General features: G+C 60.5%; 15 protein-coding genes. 2 read left to right on the forward strand and 13 right to left on the reverse strand.

The genetic code is table 11. The annotated features are described in order from the left end of the window. Window positions 1–18: 18 nt before the first annotated feature. The 4 genes from ACMGF8_RS10805 to ACMGF8_RS10820 form a co-directional block, all read right to left on the reverse strand. Window positions 19–396 carry a hypothetical protein gene (locus ACMGF8_RS10805; protein ID WP_102861352.1) on the reverse strand — a complete coding sequence of 126 codons (378 nt, stop codon included), beginning with the start codon at window positions 394–396 and terminating at the stop codon, window positions 19–21. 88 nt (window positions 397–484) lie between these two features. Continuing rightward, window positions 485–1294 (reverse strand): putative RNA methyltransferase, encoded by an 810-nt coding sequence (locus ACMGF8_RS10810; protein WP_102861353.1) that lies wholly within the window; start codon window positions 1292–1294, stop codon window positions 485–487. Continuing rightward, window positions 1294–2445, reverse strand: coding sequence for a succinyl-diaminopimelate desuccinylase (gene dapE, locus ACMGF8_RS10815; protein ID WP_416759552.1), 1152 nt, complete (start codon window positions 2443–2445; stop codon window positions 1294–1296). Before dapE ends, ACMGF8_RS10810 begins: the two co-directional genes overlap by 1 nt. Window positions 2446–2630: 185 nt before the next feature. Then, window positions 2631–5222, reverse strand: a complete 2592-nt coding sequence (locus ACMGF8_RS10820; RefSeq protein ID WP_416759554.1) for a glycosyltransferase — start codon at window positions 5220–5222, stop codon at window positions 2631–2633. A gap of 211 nt (window positions 5223–5433) precedes the next feature. Here ACMGF8_RS10820 and tcdA point away from each other — a divergent pair, with 211 nt between their 5' ends. Further along, complete coding sequence (tcdA, locus tag ACMGF8_RS10825) at window positions 5434–6249, forward strand: tRNA cyclic N6-threonylcarbamoyladenosine(37) synthase TcdA (protein ID WP_082729180.1); 816 nt, start codon at window positions 5434–5436, stop codon at window positions 6247–6249. 123 nt (window positions 6250–6372) lie between these two features. Here tcdA and ACMGF8_RS10830 read toward each other — a convergent pair whose 3' ends face one another. The 4 genes from ACMGF8_RS10830 to ACMGF8_RS10845 form a co-directional block, all read right to left on the reverse strand. Beyond that, entirely contained in the window at window positions 6373–6783 is a 411-nt protein-coding gene (locus ACMGF8_RS10830; RefSeq protein ID WP_416759557.1) for a SufE family protein, read from the reverse strand. Beyond that, window positions 6780–7985 carry an aminotransferase class V-fold PLP-dependent enzyme gene (locus tag ACMGF8_RS10835; protein ID WP_416759559.1) on the reverse strand — a complete coding sequence of 402 codons (1206 nt, stop codon included), beginning with the start codon at window positions 7983–7985 and terminating at the stop codon, window positions 6780–6782. The genes ACMGF8_RS10830 and ACMGF8_RS10835 overlap by 4 nt, the downstream gene beginning before the upstream one ends. A 239-nt stretch (window positions 7986–8224) precedes the next feature. Next, window positions 8225–9259 (reverse strand): 2,3,4,5-tetrahydropyridine-2,6-dicarboxylate N-succinyltransferase, encoded by a 1035-nt coding sequence (gene dapD, locus ACMGF8_RS10840; RefSeq protein ID WP_102861358.1) that lies wholly within the window; start codon window positions 9257–9259, stop codon window positions 8225–8227. 33 nt (window positions 9260–9292) lie between these two features. Beyond that, window positions 9293–9655 carry an ArsC family reductase gene (locus tag ACMGF8_RS10845; RefSeq protein WP_102861359.1) on the reverse strand — a complete coding sequence of 121 codons (363 nt, stop codon included), beginning with the start codon at window positions 9653–9655 and terminating at the stop codon, window positions 9293–9295. A 237-nt stretch (window positions 9656–9892) separates the two neighbouring features. On the opposite strand from ACMGF8_RS10845, the gene ACMGF8_RS10850 reads away from it, so the two are divergent. After that, on the forward strand, window positions 9893–11539 hold the full coding sequence (locus ACMGF8_RS10850) for a Na+/H+ antiporter (RefSeq protein WP_250329142.1): 1647 nt from the start codon (window positions 9893–9895) through the stop codon (window positions 11537–11539). A gap of 69 nt (window positions 11540–11608) precedes the next feature. Here ACMGF8_RS10850 and ACMGF8_RS10855 read toward each other — a convergent pair whose 3' ends face one another. From ACMGF8_RS10855 to dapC, 5 genes are all read right to left on the reverse strand, one after another. Further along, entirely contained in the window at window positions 11609–13219 is a 1611-nt protein-coding gene (locus ACMGF8_RS10855) for an AAA family ATPase (protein ID WP_102861717.1), read from the reverse strand. Then, a complete protein-coding gene (locus tag ACMGF8_RS10860) occupies window positions 13216–13773 on the reverse strand; it encodes a 4Fe-4S single cluster domain-containing protein (RefSeq protein ID WP_102861361.1) in 558 nt (185 codons plus the stop codon). The genes ACMGF8_RS10855 and ACMGF8_RS10860 overlap by 4 nt, the downstream gene beginning before the upstream one ends. Beyond that, the gene (locus tag ACMGF8_RS10865) at window positions 13774–14406 is read right to left on the reverse strand and encodes a DUF2997 domain-containing protein (protein ID WP_102861362.1); all 633 of its coding nucleotides are present in this window, start codon (window positions 14404–14406) and stop codon (window positions 13774–13776) included. Between the two features lies 1 nt (window position 14407). Beyond that, window positions 14408–15391 (reverse strand): hypothetical protein, encoded by a 984-nt coding sequence (locus ACMGF8_RS10870; RefSeq protein ID WP_102861363.1) that lies wholly within the window; start codon window positions 15389–15391, stop codon window positions 14408–14410. A 421-nt stretch (window positions 15392–15812) separates the two neighbouring features. Beyond that, complete coding sequence (dapC, locus tag ACMGF8_RS10875) at window positions 15813–17012, reverse strand: succinyldiaminopimelate transaminase (protein ID WP_416759564.1); 1200 nt, start codon at window positions 17010–17012, stop codon at window positions 15813–15815. Between the last annotated feature and the right edge of the window lie 5 nt (window positions 17013–17017).

Consider the following 17017-nt stretch of genomic DNA (forward strand, 5'->3'; position numbering starts at 1 on the left):
CCTACCGGATTGCGCTGTTCAGGCAGTGCGCCAGGTAATCTCTTCTTCGCCGTCGGTGCTGATGCGAATCCAGCGATCGGCGGTCTCTTCACCTTCTTCCTCGACCCAACTGCCCGGTGCGCAGCGCACTTCCACATTCAGCGCGGCAAAGGCGGCGCGGGCACAGGCAATGTCGTCATCCCACGGAGTCTGGTCGCTTTCCAGGTACAGGCTGTTCCACTTGCCCACGGCCTTGGGCAGCCAGGTCACGGGTACTGAGCCTGCGGTGCATTTGTAGGTCTGGCCCTTTTGCACCCAGTCGCTGCACGGGCCGAGCACGGCGCCGAGCCAGGTGGCGATGGCCTTGTAGTCGACGTCGGCGTCTTTCAGGTAAATCTCGATATCGGGCTGGCGCATGGATGTCCTCATTGCCGGTCTGAAAAATCCATTCGCGGATTTCTTCGACCCCGGGCCCATGCCCGCGGTCGTTGGGTTAAGTAGGGTGTTATTGCAGCACGAAGTAATCGTAGCGCATCGACACGCTGACCTCGAAAGGCTCGGCCTGCTCGATCACTGCGGCCCGGCGTTCGGCGCTGGCGCGCCAGCCGTGGGGCGTCATGGCCAACAGGTTGGCGCGATCTTCCGGGCGTTCCAGGCGCAGCCTGAACTCCAGGGTTTCGCTGTGGGCCAGGGCCATGCCCTCCGGCACCAGGGCCAGGTGCTTGTCGTCGGTGTATTCACGCACTTCGTCGTACAGGCGTTCGCGCAGCTCCATCAGGTGGCCGCTGGTAGGGCCGACTTTCATCAGGCCGCCACCCGGGCTCAACAGGCGCTTGGCCTCTTGCCAGTCGAGGGGGCTGAAGACGCTGGCGAGAAACTGGCAGCTGGCATCGGCCAACGGGATGCGCGCCATGCTGGCGACCATCCAAGTCAGTTGCGGCGCGCGACGACAGGCGCGTTTCACGGCCTCCCGGGAAATATCCAGGGCGTAGCCGTCGGCGTCGGGCAGGGCGTCGGCCAACTGCGCGGTGTAGTAACCCTCGCCGCAGCCGATGTCGACCCAGCGCTGGGGCGTGCGTTCTGCCGCCAGCTCTGCCAGGCGCCGGGCCACCGGGGCGTAGTGCCCGGCGTTGAGAAAGTCGCGGCGGGCCTCGACCATGGCCTGGTTGTCGCCCGGGTCACGGCTGTTCTTGTGCTGCACCGGCAGCAGGTTCAGGTAGCCCTGGCGGGCACGGTCGAAGCGATGCCCGGCCGGGCAGACCACGCCGTTGTCCACGGCGTTCAGCGGTGCGTTGCAAAGAGGACAGGCAAGCATCAGGCAAGCAACTTGACGAGAGTCTGATAGTAGATCTCGGTCAGCACATCCAGGTCGCTGGCCAGGATCCGCTCGTTGACCTGGTGGATGGTGGCGTTGACCGGGCCCAATTCCACCACCTGGGTGCCCAGGGTGGCGATGAAGCGCCCGTCGGACGTGCCGCCGCTGGTGGACGCCTGGGTCTCGCGACCTGTGACTTGCTTGATGCTGGCCGAGACCGCGTCCAGCAGGGCGCCGGGTTCGGTGAGGAACGGCAGGCCGGACAGGGCCCAGTCCACGTGCCAGTCCAGGCCGTGCTTGTCGAGGATCGCTGCAACCCGTTGTTGCAGGCCTTCAACGGTGGATTCGGTGGAGAAGCGGAAGTTGAACACCGCCACCAGATCCCCCGGGATCACATTGGTGGCGCCGGTCCCGGAATTGAGGTTGGAAATCTGGAAGCTGGTGGGCGGGAAGAAGGCATTGCCGTCGTCCCAGTGTTCGGCCGCCAGTTCCGCCAAGGCCGGAGCTGCCAGGTGGATCGGGTTCTTGGCCAGGTGCGGGTAGGCCACGTGGCCCTGTACCCCGCGGACCGTGAGCTTGGCGCCGAGGGAGCCGCGGCGGCCGTTCTTGACCACATCGCCCACCAGGCTGGTGCTCGAAGGTTCACCGACGATGCACCAGTCCAGGCGCTCCTTGCGTGCCGCCAGGCGTTCCACCACCGCCTTGGTGCCGTGGTGCGCCGGGCCTTCTTCGTCGCTGGTGATCAGGAAGGCTACCGAGCCCTTGTGGTCCGGGTAGTCGGCGACAAAGCGCTCGGCGGCCACCAGCATGGCGGCCAGGCTGCCTTTCATGTCCGCCGCGCCACGGCCGCACAGCATGCCGTGTTCATCGATCAGGGCTTCGAACGGATCGTTCTGCCAGGCCTGGACCGGGCCGGTGGGCACCACGTCAGTGTGGCCGGCGAAGCACAGCACCGGGCCTTCATGCTGGCCATGGGTGGCCCAGAAGTTGTCCACGTCCTCGATGCGCATCGGTTCCAGCTTGAAGCCGGCATCCCCCAGGCGCTGCATCATCAGCTTCTGGCAGTCGGCGTCGATCGGCGTCACCGAGGGGCGACGGATCAGATCACAGGCAAGTTGCAGGGTCGGCGAAAGCTTGGCAGGGGCCGTCATGGGGAACTCCGGTGCAAGGCATTGTGTAGGAGCCGGCTGGCCGGCGATGGCGGTTTACTGGTTACACCGCGTCGCGTGGTTCGCTGGTCAGCCAGCGCCTACAGGGTTGGGCGGGGCGCGCAAAATGGCGGATATCTTAAAGCAAAACGGCGGCCTGAGGCCGCCGTTTAGTGCTTTGCATCGATTTAGGCGGCTGGAGCCGGCTCGGGGTGTTCCGCAGGTTTTGGCAGTGACGACAGGAACGCCATGATCAGTGCCGCCACATAGGGCAGCGACTGCACCAGAAGCATGGTCACCCAGAAGCGCATGTCGTTGCTGGGCAGGCCCTGCACCAGGAAGATCCCCAGCGCCGCGCCCCACAACAGCAGCATGATGAACAACTCTTCCCGGGCTTCCGAGATGGCTACCCAGAAGCCGTGGTTGTCGGCGTTCTTCGGGGTGCGGAAGAACGGGATGCTGCTGGTGAAGAAGCCGTATAGCACCGCCTTGGCGATGGTGTGGGACAAGGCCAGGCCGGCCAGGGCCGCGCAGAACGCATCCTTGAGGTTGACCCCCACGGCCCGGCGGTAGAGGAAGATGATCTTGCCGACCTTGAACACGAACAGCGCCAGCGGCGGGATCGCGAAGATCAGCAGCGGCGGGTCGACCCGTTGCGGCACGATGATCATCGCCGCCGACCACAGCAGGGCGCCGACGGTGAAGAAAATGTTCATGCCGTCCGCCACCCACGGCAGCCAACCCGCCAGGAAGTGGTAGCGCTGGCCACGGGTCAGCTCGGTGTCCTTGCCACGCAGCAGGCTGGCGGTGTGGCGCTTGATGATCTGGATCGCGCCATAGGCCCAGCGGAAGCGCTGCTTCTTGAAGTCGATGAAGGTATCGGGCATCAGGCCCTTGCCGTAGCTTTCGTGATGGTAGGCCGCCGACAGGCCTTTCTCGAACACGCGCAGGCCCAGCTCGGCGTCTTCGCAGATGCACCAGTCGGCCCAGCCGAGTTCTTCCAGCACCGAACGCCGGGTCATGGTCATGGTGCCGTGCTGGATGATCGCGTCACGGTCGTTGCGGGTGACCATGCCGATATGGAAGAAGCCCTTGTATTCCGCATAGCAGAGCTTCTTGAAGGTACTTTCGTTCTGGTCGCGGTAGTCCTGGGGCGACTGCACGATGGCGATCTTCGGATCGGCGAAGTGCGGCACCATGTGCTTGAGCCAGTTGCGGTCGACGCAGTAGTCGGAGTCAATCACCGCAATCACTTCGGCATCCTTGGCGGTGTGCGGCAGCAGGTAGTTCAGCGCACCGCCCTTGAAACCGGCCAATGGCGCGACGTGGAAGAACTTGAAGCGCGGGCCCAGGGTCTCGCAATAGGCCTGCACCGGCTCCCAGACCGCCGGGTTCTTGGTGTTGTTGTCGATGATCAGGACTTCGAAGTCCGGGTAATCGAGGTTGGCCAGGGCATTGAGGGTCTGTTTGACCATCTCCGGCGGCTCGTTGTAGCACGGCACGTGGATCGAGACTTTCGGCCGGTAGCTGGAGTCGCCTTCCACCGGCAGGAACTCGCGCCGCCGCTTGTGGATCCACACCGCCTCGGCCAGCTCATGGGCCTCGGTGAGCAGCACGATGAACACCCCCAGCGCACCGAGCGCGAGGAGAAAGCCCACGGTCAGGCTGAACCAGGTGCTGTATTGCTGGCTGTAGTCGTAGCCGATCCACACCAGCACCGAACCGCAGAGGAAGGCGATGAAGGTCAGGAAGGTGCGGCCACGCTGGCGCAGGGCCGAGCCGTCGATCATCAGCAGGGTCAGCGACAGCAGCGCCAGCACCACCGAGCCGATGGCCAGCACCCGCCATTGCGGGATCGCCACTACCGGGCCTTCGAAGTTGAATTTCTGCTGGCGCGCGGCGTTGAACACGCCCCAGTAGGCGCCCACCGAACCCTCGTCGCTGGCCTTCCACGGTTGGTCGAAGGCTTCGATGACGAAGTAGTTGTAGCCCTGGCGATTGAGCTTGTTGACCAGGGTGCGCAGGTAGATCGCCTGGTCCGCGGGGCTGGCATCAGCGCCACCGCGCATGCGGCCGTTGCTCGGCCAGCCCACTTCGGACAGCAGCAGCGGCTTTTTCGGGAACATCTTCTTCAGGTCGCGGGCGCGATCGAGGACGAACTGCTCGGCCTTGTCCACCGGGATGAACTCCCAGTACGGCAGGATGTGCGCGGCGATCAGGTCGACGTGCTTGGCCAGCTCCGGGTGTTCCTCCCAGACGTGCCACTGTTCCGAGGTGGTGACCGGGACTTTCACCGCAGCGCGGACCCGGTCGAGAATCACCGACAACTGGTCGGCGGTGATTTCCTTGCGGAAGATCGCTTCGTTGCCCACCACTACGCGGACGACGCTGCGTGAGCTGTTGGCCAGCTCGATGGCGCGCATGATTTCCCGCTCGTTGCGCTCCAGGTCCGGGCTGATCCAGATCCCCAGGGTCACGCGCAGGCCGAACTCTTCCGCCAGCTTGGGAATATCCTGCAGGCTGCCGTCCACCGAATAGGTACGGATGTTGTCGGTCAGCTTGCTCATGATCTCCAGGTCACGACGCATTTCATCGTCGGACGGGTACTGCTCCTTCTGCGGGAACTGGCCCTGCTGGAAAGGCGAGTAGGAAAAACCGGAGATCTGTTCCGGCCAGTCGGGGGCCGAGACCGGGCGATTGATCAGCGCCCAGAAACCGGTGAACAGCGCGGCAATGGCCAGCACTATCACCAGATTGAGTCCAAATTTACGCGATGACATAGCTATTTCGGGTTCCAAAAGGTGTGGAACGAGGGAAGGGTTGGCAGGCGCCAAACGGCGGGCATCCTACACCGGCCCTCAACTGAGCGTACAGCGCACAGAGGAAAGCCAGACCTTGGGCACTGTATTCGGGTTTAAGTTCTTTACTTGTAGCTTCAAGGTTAAAACTTGTCGCCTTGAGGCCCTATAATGCGCGCCGGTTTTTTAGGTGATGGTCATGAGTACAGAAGATCCACGGTTTGCCGGCGTCGCCCGTTTGTATGGCATTGAAGGCCTGGAGCGGCTGCGGGCGGCCCATGTGGCGATCGTTGGCGTCGGCGGAGTCGGTTCCTGGGCGGCGGAAGCTATCGCCCGTTGCGGGGTCGGGGAGATCTCGCTGTTCGACCTCGACGATGTCTGCGTCAGCAACAGCAACCGGCAACTTCATGCCCTGGACAGCACCGTGGGCAAGCCCAAGGTCGAGGTCATGGCCGAGCGCCTGCGCGGCATCAATCCGGACTGCCGCGTGCATGCGGTGGCGGATTTCGTCACCCGCGAGACCATGGCCGAATACATCACTCCGAACATCGACTGCGTGATCGACTGCATCGACAGCGTGAATGCCAAGGCGGCGCTGATTGCCTGGTGCAAGCGGCGCAAGATCCAGATCATCACCACTGGCGGTGCCGGCGGGCAGATCGACCCGACGCTGATCCAGGTCTGCGACCTGAACCGCACCTTCAATGACCCACTGGCCTCCAAGGTGCGTTCCACCTTGCGTCGTGACTATGGTTTTTCGCGTACCGTGACCCGGCACTACAGCGTGCCCTGCGTGTTTTCCACCGAGCAACTGCGTTATCCGAAACCCGATGGCAGCATCTGCCTGCAGAAGAGCTTTGTCGGCGACGGGGTCAAGCTCGACTGCGCCGGCGGTTTTGGCGCGGTGATGATGGTGACCGCGACCTTTGGCATGGTGGCCGCGACCAAGGCGGTGGACAAGATCGTTGCCGGCGTGCGCCGCCCCTCGGAACGCAGTAAACCCTTGTAGCCGCTGCCGCAGGCTGCGAGCGGACCGGCGGGCCGTGGGGGCTTGAGGCCGCTAGGGGGCTGGCGGGAGATCGCCAGGCAAGGTCCTGCGGACCTTTTCGCAGCCTCGCAGGCTCGGCAGCGGCTACAGGGCGCCGGCCAGTTCGTTCATGCGTTGCAAGACGGCGTTCAGGCCATTGCTGCGCGACGGCGAGAGCTGGCGCGACAGGCCCAGTTGGTTGAACCAGTCCGCCAGGTCCACTTCCTGCAATTGCTGCACCGTCAGGCCATTGACCCGCGCCAGCAGCAAGGCCACCAGGCCGCGAATCAGCCGCGCGTCGCTGGCGGCGGCAAATTGCCAATGATCATTTTTCAGGCTCGCCACCAGCCAGACCTGGCTTTCGCAGCCGTGCACCCGATTGGCTTCGACCTTGTCGGCCTCGCTCAGGGCTGGCAGGCGCTCGCCCCATTGCATCAGCAGGCGGGCCCGTTGTTCCCAGCCGGCAGCCCCCTGGAAAACTTCAAGGGCGGCCACGGCGTCCGCCGGCAGGCTCATCGCAGCAACTCCAGGGCCTGATCCAGGGCTTCGAAGAAACGCTCCAAGTCTTCGGAGTCGTTGTACAGCGCCAGGGATACGCGAATCGCCCCGGCGAGGCCGAAGCTTTTCATCAGCGGCATGGCGCAATGATGACCGGCCCGCACGGCAATGCCCTGTTCGGTCAGCAGGTGGGCCAGGTCGGCGTTGTGCACGCCATCGACGACGAAGCTGACCAGAGCCAGTTGCGGCGTGCCCAGCAGGCGGATGCCATTGCGTGCCTGCAAGCCCTGCAGCAGATAGGCATGCAGCGCGGCTTCGTGCGTGGCCACTGCCTGCTGATCCAGGCCAGCGAGGTAATCCAGGGTCGCCCCCAGGCCAATGACTCCGGCGATCGGCGGGGTGCCGGCCTCGAATCCCAGGGGCGCCGGGCGAAAGCTGGCGTGCTGGTAGTCGGCGTCCTGGACCATTTCTCCGCCGAACTGCCAATGACGCAGGTGCTTGAGCGCGGCATGACGGCCGAACAGCACGCCGACGCCGTCCGGACCATAGAGTTTATGGCTGGAGAACACATAGAAGTCGCAGCCCAGGGCCTGCACATCGTGACGGCCATGGACCACGCCCTGGGCGCCGTCGATCACCGTCAGTGCGCCCTGGGCCTTGGCCATGGCCAGCAGTGGCGTCAAGGGTTGCCAGGCGCCGAGCACATTGGACAACTGGCTCACTGCCAGCAGGCGAGTGCGCGGGCCAATCAGACGGCTTGCCGCATCAATATCGATCAGTCCGTCGGCATCCAGGGGCAGGATCAGCAGCTTGAGGTCGCGACGTTGGGCCAACTGTTGCCAGGGCAGCAGGTTGGCATGGTGTTCAAGGGCGCTGATGACGATCTCATCGCCGCTTTCAAATTGCTGCTCCAGGCCATAAGCCAGGAGATTCAGCGCACTGGTGGCGCCGTGGGTGAAGATGATCTGTCCGCTGTCACCGGCATTGAGCCATTGGCCGACCTTGCTGCGACTGTCCTCGAAGGCCTGGGTGGCATGGGCGCCGGGCAGGTGCTGCGCGCGATGCACATTGGCCGCGCCATTGGCGTAGTAGTGGGCCAGGGCGTCCAGCAGGGCTTGGGGTTTTTGCGTGGTGGCGGCGTTGTCCAGGTACGTCTGGTCCTGGCGATGCAGGGCGGCGATGGCCGGGAAGTCGGCGCGCCAGGGGGAGGTTACAAGCATGGTGGCAGAACTCGTTTGAACAGGCCGGGCGCCGATGATAAGCGCCCGGCAGGTTCCGATGAAACCGAATCTCTGCTTCGGCGCTGCAGGAAAACTGCCTGCGCTTCGAGCATGCGGCGCGCTGGGCGCCTTCGGCATTACGCAGAAGCAGGCTCGGAAGGCTCATGTAGGTCCCTACACTGCGCTTCCTCGCCTGCTTTTGCCTGCCTGATCGTTGCTCGGCGAGTTTTCCTACAGGCCTAGTTGTGAGCGTGCAGCGCTTCGTTCAGCTCGATGGCCGACTTGTGGGTCTTGCACTCCACGGCGCCGGTTTCCGAGTTGCGGCGGAACAGCAGGTCCGGCTGGCCAGCCAGTTCACGGGCCTTGAGCACCTTGACCAGCTGGTTGTTCTCGTCCAGCAGCGCCACCTTGGTGCCAGCGGTCACGTACAGACCCGACTCCACGGTGTTGCGGTCGCCCAGGGGAATGCCGATACCGGCGTTGGCGCCGATCAGGCAGCCTTCGCCGACCTTGATCACGATGTTGCCGCCACCCGACAGGGTGCCCATGGTGGAGCAGCCACCGCCCAGGTCCGAACCCTTGCCGACGAACACGCCCGCCGACACACGGCCTTCGATCATGCCCGGGCCTTCGGTGCCGGCGTTGAAGTTGACGAAGCCTTCGTGCATCACGGTGGTGCCTTCGCCGATGTAGGCGCCCAGGCGAATCCGCGCGCTGTCAGCGATACGCACGCCGCTCGGCACCACGTAGTCGGTCATTTTCGGGAACTTGTCCACCGAGAACACTTCCAGCAGCTCGCCGCGCAGGCGGGCTTCCAGTTGCCGCTCGGCCAACTCGCCCAGATCGATGGCGCCCTGGCTGGTCCAGGCCACGTTCGGCAGCAGGGGGAACACCCCGGCCAGGCTCAGGCCATGTGGCTTGACCAAACGGTGGGACAGCAGGTGCAGCTTCAGGTAAGCCTCTGGGGTGGAGGTCAATTGAGCGTCTTCGGCCAGCAGGGTGGCTACCAGCGGCTTGTGGCTTTCGGCCAGGCGGGTCAGCAGGGCAGCCTGGGTGGCGTCGATGCCTTTCAGCGCGTCGGCCATTTGCGCGGCCTGGGCGGTGGTGAAGGTGATGGCCTGGTTGCCTTCGCTGTAGCCGAGGATCGGTGCGACAGCGGCAACGATTTCGGCGGCAGGATTGAGCAGTGGCGATGCGTAGAACACTTCCAGCCAGGCGCCTTGACGATTTTGGGTGCCGACACCGAATGCCAGGCTGAACAGAGTAGTGGACATGCAGTTACCTCTTGCGAAATAGAGTGAGCAGGCTTACTTGAGCGCCGCTGCGTAAAGGTCTGGCTTGAAGCCAATCAGGGTCTTGTCTCCGAGGTCGAGCACCGGGCGCTTGATCATCGAAGGTTGCGCGAGCATCAGTTCAACGGCTTTCGCCTGGTCGAGATCGGCTTTGCTTTCGTCATCGAGTTTGCGAAAGGTCGTGCCCGCGCGGTTCAACACCACCTGCCAGCCGTGCTCGTTGCACCACTGGTTCAGGTGCTCACGGTCAATGCCGGAGGTTTTGTAATCATGGAAGTCATAGCTGACAGCGTGTTCATCGAGCCAGGTGCGCGCCTTTTTCATGGTGTCACAGGCTTTGATGCCGAAAAGGTGCAACGTTTTGCTTGAAGCGGTCAAGGAATTGCCCCCTTTGGAGATGCTGGAGATGAAAGGTCACGGATTATGCCACGACCGCAGCGCTTCAGCGTCGGCCTGAAATCGGCTTTGTCGCAGGTTGTTGCATGGCAGGTCATGGGGCTTGCGACTTTTGTGCAGCGGTCAGTACCGAGTTTAAGCGGCTAATATGGCACTTCGTCGGCGATTCTCAGCTGAGATGCGTACGATTTTTCCTGTTGAGCCTTGGATTTTCGCTTTATGCAAACCGCCTATACCGTCCTCATCCTGCTGATGCTGGTGAGTCTTTCGCGACTGCTCGGACGGGTGATTCCGCTGCCCTTGCCTCTGGTACAGATCGCCGCCGGAGCCCTGTTGGCCTGGCCGACCCTGGGTTTGCATGTGGCCCTGGACCCGGAATTGTTTCTTTTCCTGTTCCTGCCGCCGTTGCTGTTTTCCGACGGTTGGCGCATGCCCAAGCGCGAGTTCTGGCGCTTGCGTGGCCCGATCCTGACCCTGGCGGTGGGCCTGGTGCTGTTCACCGTGGTCGGGGCCGGTTATTTCATTCACTGGCTGCTGCCGACCATCCCGTTGCCGGTGGCTTTCGCCCTGGCCGCGGTGCTGTCGCCCACCGACGCCGTCGCGGTGTCGGCCATTTCCCAGAACCGCCTGCCAACCCCGCTGATGCACATGCTCCAGGGCGAGGCCCTGATGAACGATGCCTCGGGCCTGGTGACTTTCAAGTTCGCCCTGGTGGCCGCCGTTACCGGGGTGTTCTCCCTGGCCAATGCCAGCCTGACCTTTGTCCTGGTGGCGGTGGGTGGCTTGGCGGTCGGTGTGGCCCTGAGCTGGCTGGTCGGGCGCCTGCGGGCCTGGATGATCGCCCGAGGCTGGGACGATCCGGCGACCCATGTGGTGTTCATGTTGCTATTGCCCTTCGCGGCTTACGTCCTGGCCGAGCGCCTGGGGGCCTCGGGCATTCTCTCGGCGGTGGCGGCGGGCATGATGCAGAGCTGGCTCGACCTGCTGCCGCGCCAGACCAGCACCCGACTGCTCAATCGCAGTGTCTGGTCGCTGCTGGAGTTCGCCTTCAATGGCCTGATCTTCCTACTATTGGGGCTGCAATTGCCTGACATCATCAAGGCCGTGGTCAGTCATGAAACTTCGCTCTGGCCGACCCTGTTCTACCGCTGCCTGGATGTGCTGGCGATCTTCCTGGTGCTGTTGGTATTGCGCTTTATCTGGGTGCAGAGCATCTGGCGCCTGTCCGGGTTGCTGCGGCGCTGGCGCGGCAAGGGCGAGCTGACCCTGGTGCCCACGGCGCGCTCCTGCTGGCTGCTGACGGTGGGCGGGGTGCGTGGGGCGGTGACCCTGGCCGGCGTGATGTCGGTGCCCTTGTTCCTGGGCGCCGGGGAGGCCTTCCCCGAACGTGATCTGCTGATCTTTATCGCTGCCGGGGTGATCCTGCTGTCCCTGGTGGCGGCCTGCATTGCCCTGCCGCTGCTGTTGCGCGGTATCGTCAAAAGCCCCGACGACAAACGCCGTGGAGAAGTCCGCGATGCCTGGCGCAAGACCGCCGAGGCGGCGATCCATGCGTTGGAAGCCGAGGAAGTGGCTGAAACCAGTGAGGCCCCCGATGCGGCCCAGGCGGCGCTGGCCACCGAGCTCAAGGGACGCTTGATGGCTGAGTACCGGCATCAGTTGGAGGTCTACAACGATTCCGCCGAGGCCCAGGCCCTGGCATTGCAGATGGACTTGCTGGAACGGCGCCTGCGGCTCAAGGCCCTGCGGGCGCAACGGCTGGAGCTGTACCGCCTGAGCCGGCATCACCAGATCGGTGACGATGTGCTGCGAGAGGTGTTGGCGGACCTGGATTTGAGCGAGGCGAATCTGGGGCAGGTGAAGTGAATGCAGCGTTCCTAAGAGCGGACGGTTGGATTGAGGTTCCCCCTCCAGAGAGGGGGAAAGCAAAGACCATCAAAAGTCTATGCGGCGTCCCCCCATCTGTCTTTCAGCTCCATCTTCATTGACGGTCATGGCGGATGCACTGATTGCATTCTGATTTGCCCATTCGCGCAGTATTGCAAATTCATCCTTGCGTACTTTACTCATGGGCACCATACGTGAAATCGTTGCTTCAAAATCGCTCATCGCCAGGTCGTCCGGGTCGTTAGAACCACTCATACGCCTTGAGAAGGCTTCAATCAGGGCGTCGCCTACCCAGGCCTCCAACTCGGCACCGGAGAGCACAATATCTTTTCCGAAATTTGCCTCTCCCCCCAAGTCCACCAGACGATCCAGATCAAACTTGCCGGGGTCACGTTTGAGTTTTCTGAGGTGTATCTCAAGAATCTTTCTTCTCTCCACTGCCGAAGGGAAATCAACGAAGAAGATTTCGTCAAATCGACCTTTCCTCAGTAATTCAGGTGGAAGACTGGCAAGGTTGTTGGCTGTGGCAAATACAAAGACCGATGCGGTTTTCTCCTGCATCCAGGTCAGCAGCGTGCCAAATACTCGGGTGGCGGTTCCGCCATCCGAAGCGCCGCTGGAGGAGCCGGAGAGGCCTTTTTCAATTTCGTCGATCCAAAGGATACAGGGTGAAATGGCCTCGGCAGTTTGAAGTGCCGAGCGAATGTTCGATTCAGAGGAGCCCACGATACCTTGAAATATCTTGCCCATATCAAGGCGCAGCAATGGCATGTTCCATGACGAGGCTACGCACTTGGCAGTCAATGACTTGCCGCAGCCGGGAACACCGGTCAGCAGCAGGCCCTTAGGTGTTCCGACTCCGAACTCCTTGGCTGCTTGACCGAAGCACTGACTGCGCAGGTGCAGCCATTTTTTTAGCGTAGCTAAGCCGCCGACATCATCCAGGTTCAACTGGGAGTCTATGTACTCGAGGATCCCGGTTTTACGGATAATCTGTTTTTTCTCGGCAAGCAGATCCTTGAAGGTGTGTTCATCCAGCTTCAAGTTTGAGACAAGCGATCGTGAAAGAGAGTTGTCAATTTCTAGGCTGGTAAGCCCCAGCGCAGCGTCAATGAGCTTTTCTTTGCTGTCCAGAGGCAGATTGATTTTTACATTGTCGTTGTCTTTCCAGACATTCGAGAAGTTCTCGATCTGAGTCTTCACTTCATCCCTGGATGGAAGCGGAAAGTCGATTAAGGTTACTTCTTTCTGCAAGTCATTGGCGATTTCGAAATTGGGCGAAACTATTATGCAGTTACTTCTATATCCGTGTGAGCGGATGTTGATAGCCAGATCTTTCAGGCGGCGGCGATAGATGGCGTTGCAGCTGGTTGTAAGGTAGTTGTGTGCATCACAGAATACGAAAATATTCTTGCTGTTTTCCTCTCGCGCCTTTTCTTCGCAGAAATCTAGTGCCAGCTTCAGGTCAAAGGTCTTATCTCCGACAACGGCGCCGTTTGTCTGGATACCGAGCGTCGAGTTCCAGAGGAAAATTCGATGATTGAGCGACTTTGCGATCTCACTTAGCTCGGCAATTACACGCTCTTCTTCAAACGATTCGATAACCAAAATCGCATAACGTGCTTTTAGATAGTCGGTAATTTTCTGGGTGCGGTTCATGTCGGGCATCTCTTCAACGCATTGGACTCTTTGGATTGTATTGGGAGGCCGGTTCTGGTCATGCCAAGGCCGGAAACAACGAACTCAACGCTTCTTGTTGTCCTGAAAAAATTGATATCTACTCGGTCACTGGTCTTGATTAGCTGCTTGTGTTGATAAGGGTGAATGGCATTGCTGTTATAGCGGCCAGCAAGGGTTAGATCCACGGCCTTGACCACGCGTGTCATGGCGGCGTCACGAAAGATTTCCTTCGGTGCGTACCCGGTGTAAAGCACCCAGTTCTTCTCGCCATGCACGGCGTTAATGAGTTCTTCTATGGCTAGAGCCTGGTCGAGCGGTTCTCCACCCGAGACGGTTACTCCGTCGATCCCGTCCAGGGCATTTATCTGTTCGGCCAGGTCGCTCACGGAAATAGAGGTGCCGGTCTCGGAGTCATGGGTGTTCTGATTGAAACAGCCCTTGCAGTTCAGGTCGCATCCTTGCACCCATACAACCATCCGCAGTCCAGGGCCGTTTGCGCGACTCAACTCGGTATGATGTAAATACAGGTTCATTTAAAGCCTGGCGCTCAGTATTTGTAGCGTCTGTTCTTCATGTACCACCGTGTATTCCGGTTTCCATTCGGTCAGCAGTTCGGCCGTAGGGCTGGTCAGCAGCGATTCAAGTTCTTCGGTAAGCTTCGTACATATATCGCCCTTTACGCCAAACACCTCTTCTGCGACTGAATTGCCAGAAAAAGTGACGCGGATGCTGTATTCGTAGTTTGAGCCGAATTCTATTTCGAAGTGGTTATCTCCTTCTTTTAGTCGGGTTGGGATGCCGGAGGCATTTATGCGACTAATGGTGTTGTCGATGGCAACGCTGACATAGGCTCTTTGGAAGCGCGCTGCCAGGTCTGCCATTCTTTTTTCATCGCCTGGTATGGGGGTGCTTCGTTCGATAAGTAATTTGTAAAAGTTATTTTCTATCTTGCATGCAAAGTAGTTGAGGTCGTCTTCAGCGGATGCGCAGATGGCGCGAAATTGGCGACGACCCATGTAGCCCAAGGGGCCAAGGACCTCCTTGCTGAAATCACTGTTGAACTCGGACACAATGTCAGTTGTAGGTGTTAGTCCTAGTTTTACAAAAGCTTTGGTTATGGCTTCTTCGTCGGTGTAGGTGAAATCAAATTTTGTACAATGTGACATGTCAGAGCTCCAGCTTTCTACCAGACTTTACTTCTTCTGAATTCTTTATGTCATTCAGCGTGGTTGGCGCAATTTCTATATTTCGGGGTGTCGCCGCCGTTTCGGATTTGACCGGGGGCGTTGGGGCCTGTGTCGCGCTTTGAGGCGCAATCACCCGGCGTCGCTGAGAGGCTTTTGCTGCGCTGTGATCGCCAAGCAAGCTGGAATCTATCACTTCAAGTAGGCGTTTTATAACCAGGGCTGGGGTTGAAGTAAGCTTTTCATAAAGACCGATGCGCAACAATGCATCAGTGCCGTCATCGAAGATTAACTTGACAAAATAGGTCTCGGATTCGTTGCCGACGATGCCTATGTGAGTAATCTGATTAAGCTCGCGGGAAAATTTTTCCCAATGTTCGCCGTTGAAGGAGGCGATGATCAGCTTGGTCGCTGTGACGATAAAGGCGTTGCTACCTCTTTGGATGTCATCGTCATGAAAATTCTGGTAACTCGCCAGTACTTTTTCTCCAGGGACGATTTGCAAAGAGGAGGCGAGGTATTGGTTGGTCGAGAAGTCTATGTCTTCATGAAATTTTATGGACTTTGAGTAATGATAAAGACTAGTTAAGGCGCCGATGGTGCTCAGGCTAATGATTATGTATCTGGAAGGGATGATAAGTGTAAGTCCGGCAGCCAGTAAGATAATTATCCAGAAGCCATGTTTTATGAGTTTCTGCACCTTGGCTTGCTTTGAACGATAGCCTGTGAAGGATTTTCCAGGAATATATTTGCGCCCTGGAGTAAGCGTAATAACTGCGCCTAGGCCAAATAGAATTACGGTGATAAGTCCAAGTATCGCAGTTCTGGTTTTGCCGGTCTGCAAGCCTTCAAGAAATGCCAGAGCGCCACCAGTACACAAAACAGGAAACGTTGCAATAATGGCCAAGCCATAGGCCCTCCCCTTTGTTTCTGTGAACATTTTCCATAGGGGAATAGTTGTTATCACTCCCTCTCTCCTTGATGGGCAAAATTAGCGGTTTTTATGCGATGATTTTTCGTTAAATACCCAGCGTATTTTACACAGAGAGATAATAAAAAAAACGGGGGCTGGCACCCGGCATCGGTAATGGAAGCTCCGCAAAAGTACCGATATCAATCAGGTCGCGATGCCTGTCTTCAATGCGTGCTGGCTAGAAGCTGCGGTTGATGACCGAGGTTGCAGGTCGGTATCCGGTGATTGAATGTGGGGGAGGCAGACTCGGGGGCAATGGGCGCAAGCCCTTAGGGGAAGGGGCTCACAACAGGCCCGCGAGAACGCCAACAACCTTGTGGAAAGAGGGCTTGCCGGAGAAGGCGTTCTGGTGGGCAGTCAGGGGCGCGCCAGACGCTTCTCGGGCAAGGCTTTCTACAGTGGGGTGTCTCTCATATTACTTGCGACGCAACACGAAATCGCGAATCCGCTCGGCGGCTTCCACGCATTCCGCCAGCGGCGCAACCAGCGCCATGCGCACCCGTCCGGCGCCCGGGTTGGTGCCGTCCACATCCCGCGACAGGTAGGAACCCGGGACCACGGTCACGTGTTCCTGCTCGAACAGGTCGCGGCAGAAGGCGGCGTCATCCCCGGCCACGTTGGGCCACAGGTAGAAGCTGCCGTCCGGGCGCTGCACGTCCATTACCGGCGCGAGGATCGCCAGCACCGCGTCGAACTTCTCGCGGTAGAGGGCGCGGTTGGCGCGTACGTGCACTTCGTCGTTCCAGGCGGCGACGCTGGCCAACTGGGTCTGCACCGGCATGGCGCAGCCGTGGTAGGTGCGGTACAGCAGGAAGCCCTTGAGGATGTCGGCGTCGCCGGCCACGAAGCCGGAGCGCAGGCCCGGCAGGTTGGAGCGTTTGGACAGGCTGTGGAACACCACGCAACGCTTGAAGTCTTTGCGGCCCAGTTCGACGCAGGCGCTGAGCAGCCCCGGCGGCGGGGTCTGTTCGTCGAAGTACAGCTCGCTGTAGCACTCGTCGGCGGCGATCACAAAGTCGTGTTCGTCGGCCAGGGCGATCAGTTTTTTCAGGGTGTCCAGCGGGATCAGCGCGCCGGTGGGGTTGCCCGGGGAGCACAGGAAGAGGATCTGGCAGCGCTGCCAGATCTCGGCCGGTACGGCGTCGAAATCCGGGTTGAAGCCGTTTTCATCCAGGCACGGCAGGTAGTGCGGCTTGGCCCCGGCAAGGAAGGCTGCGCCTTCGTAGATCTGATAGAAGGGGTTGGGGCTGACCACCAGGGCGTCGTCACCGCGGTTGACTACGGTCTGGGTGAAGGCGAACAGGGCTTCACGGGTGCCGTTGACCGGCAATACGTTGCGCGCCGGGTCGATCCAGCCGGCCGGCACGCCGAAGCGGCGCTCGCACCAGCCAGCGATGGCTTCACGCAGCGCCGGGATGCCCAGGGTGGTGGGGTAGACCGCCATCTGATCGAGGTTGCTGGCCAGGGCTTCGGCGACAAAGCTCGGCGAGCGGTGCTTGGGTTCGCCGATGGACAGGGCGATCGGGCGCTTGTCCGGGTTGGGCGTCACGGTGCCGAGCAGGGCCCGCAGCTTTTCGAACGGGTAGGGCTGCAACTGGTTCAGAGCGTTGTTCATCGGTG

The sequence above is a fragment of the Pseudomonas sp. BNK-7 genome (assembly GCF_048072025.1).
Lineage (GTDB): Bacteria > Pseudomonadota > Gammaproteobacteria > Pseudomonadales > Pseudomonadaceae > Aquipseudomonas > Aquipseudomonas danubii.

Excerpts from the sequence above, each read along its gene's own strand:
- ACMGF8_RS10835 (WP_416759559.1), bottom strand. The coding sequence starts at position 7,985 with ATGCTTGTAACCTCCCCCTGGCGCGCCGACTTCCCGGCCATCGCCGCC.
- ACMGF8_RS10865 (WP_102861362.1), bottom strand. The coding sequence starts at position 14,406 with ATGTCACATTGTACAAAATTTGATTTCACCTACACCGACGAAGAAGCC.
- ACMGF8_RS10820 (WP_416759554.1), bottom strand. The coding sequence starts at position 5,222 with ATGTCATCGCGTAAATTTGGACTCAATCTGGTGATAGTGCTGGCCATT.
- ACMGF8_RS10830 (WP_416759557.1), bottom strand. The coding sequence starts at position 6,783 with ATGAGCCTGCCGGCGGACGCCGTGGCCGCCCTTGAAGTTTTCCAGGGG.
- dapE (WP_416759552.1), bottom strand. The coding sequence starts at position 2,445 with ATGACGGCCCCTGCCAAGCTTTCGCCGACCCTGCAACTTGCCTGTGAT.
- ACMGF8_RS10860 (WP_102861361.1), bottom strand. The coding sequence starts at position 13,773 with ATGAACCTGTATTTACATCATACCGAGTTGAGTCGCGCAAACGGCCCT.
- dapC (WP_416759564.1), bottom strand. The coding sequence starts at position 17,012 with ATGAACAACGCTCTGAACCAGTTGCAGCCCTACCCGTTCGAAAAGCTG.
- dapD (WP_102861358.1), bottom strand. The coding sequence starts at position 9,259 with ATGTCCACTACTCTGTTCAGCCTGGCATTCGGTGTCGGCACCCAAAAT.
- ACMGF8_RS10855 (WP_102861717.1), bottom strand. The coding sequence starts at position 13,219 with ATGAACCGCACCCAGAAAATTACCGACTATCTAAAAGCACGTTATGCG.
- ACMGF8_RS10810 (WP_102861353.1), bottom strand. The coding sequence starts at position 1,294 with ATGCTTGCCTGTCCTCTTTGCAACGCACCGCTGAACGCCGTGGACAAC.
- tcdA (WP_082729180.1), top strand. The coding sequence starts at position 5,434 with ATGGTCATGAGTACAGAAGATCCACGGTTTGCCGGCGTCGCCCGTTTG.
- ACMGF8_RS10805 (WP_102861352.1), bottom strand. The coding sequence starts at position 396 with ATGCGCCAGCCCGATATCGAGATTTACCTGAAAGACGCCGACGTCGAC.
- ACMGF8_RS10850 (WP_250329142.1), top strand. The coding sequence starts at position 9,893 with ATGCAAACCGCCTATACCGTCCTCATCCTGCTGATGCTGGTGAGTCTT.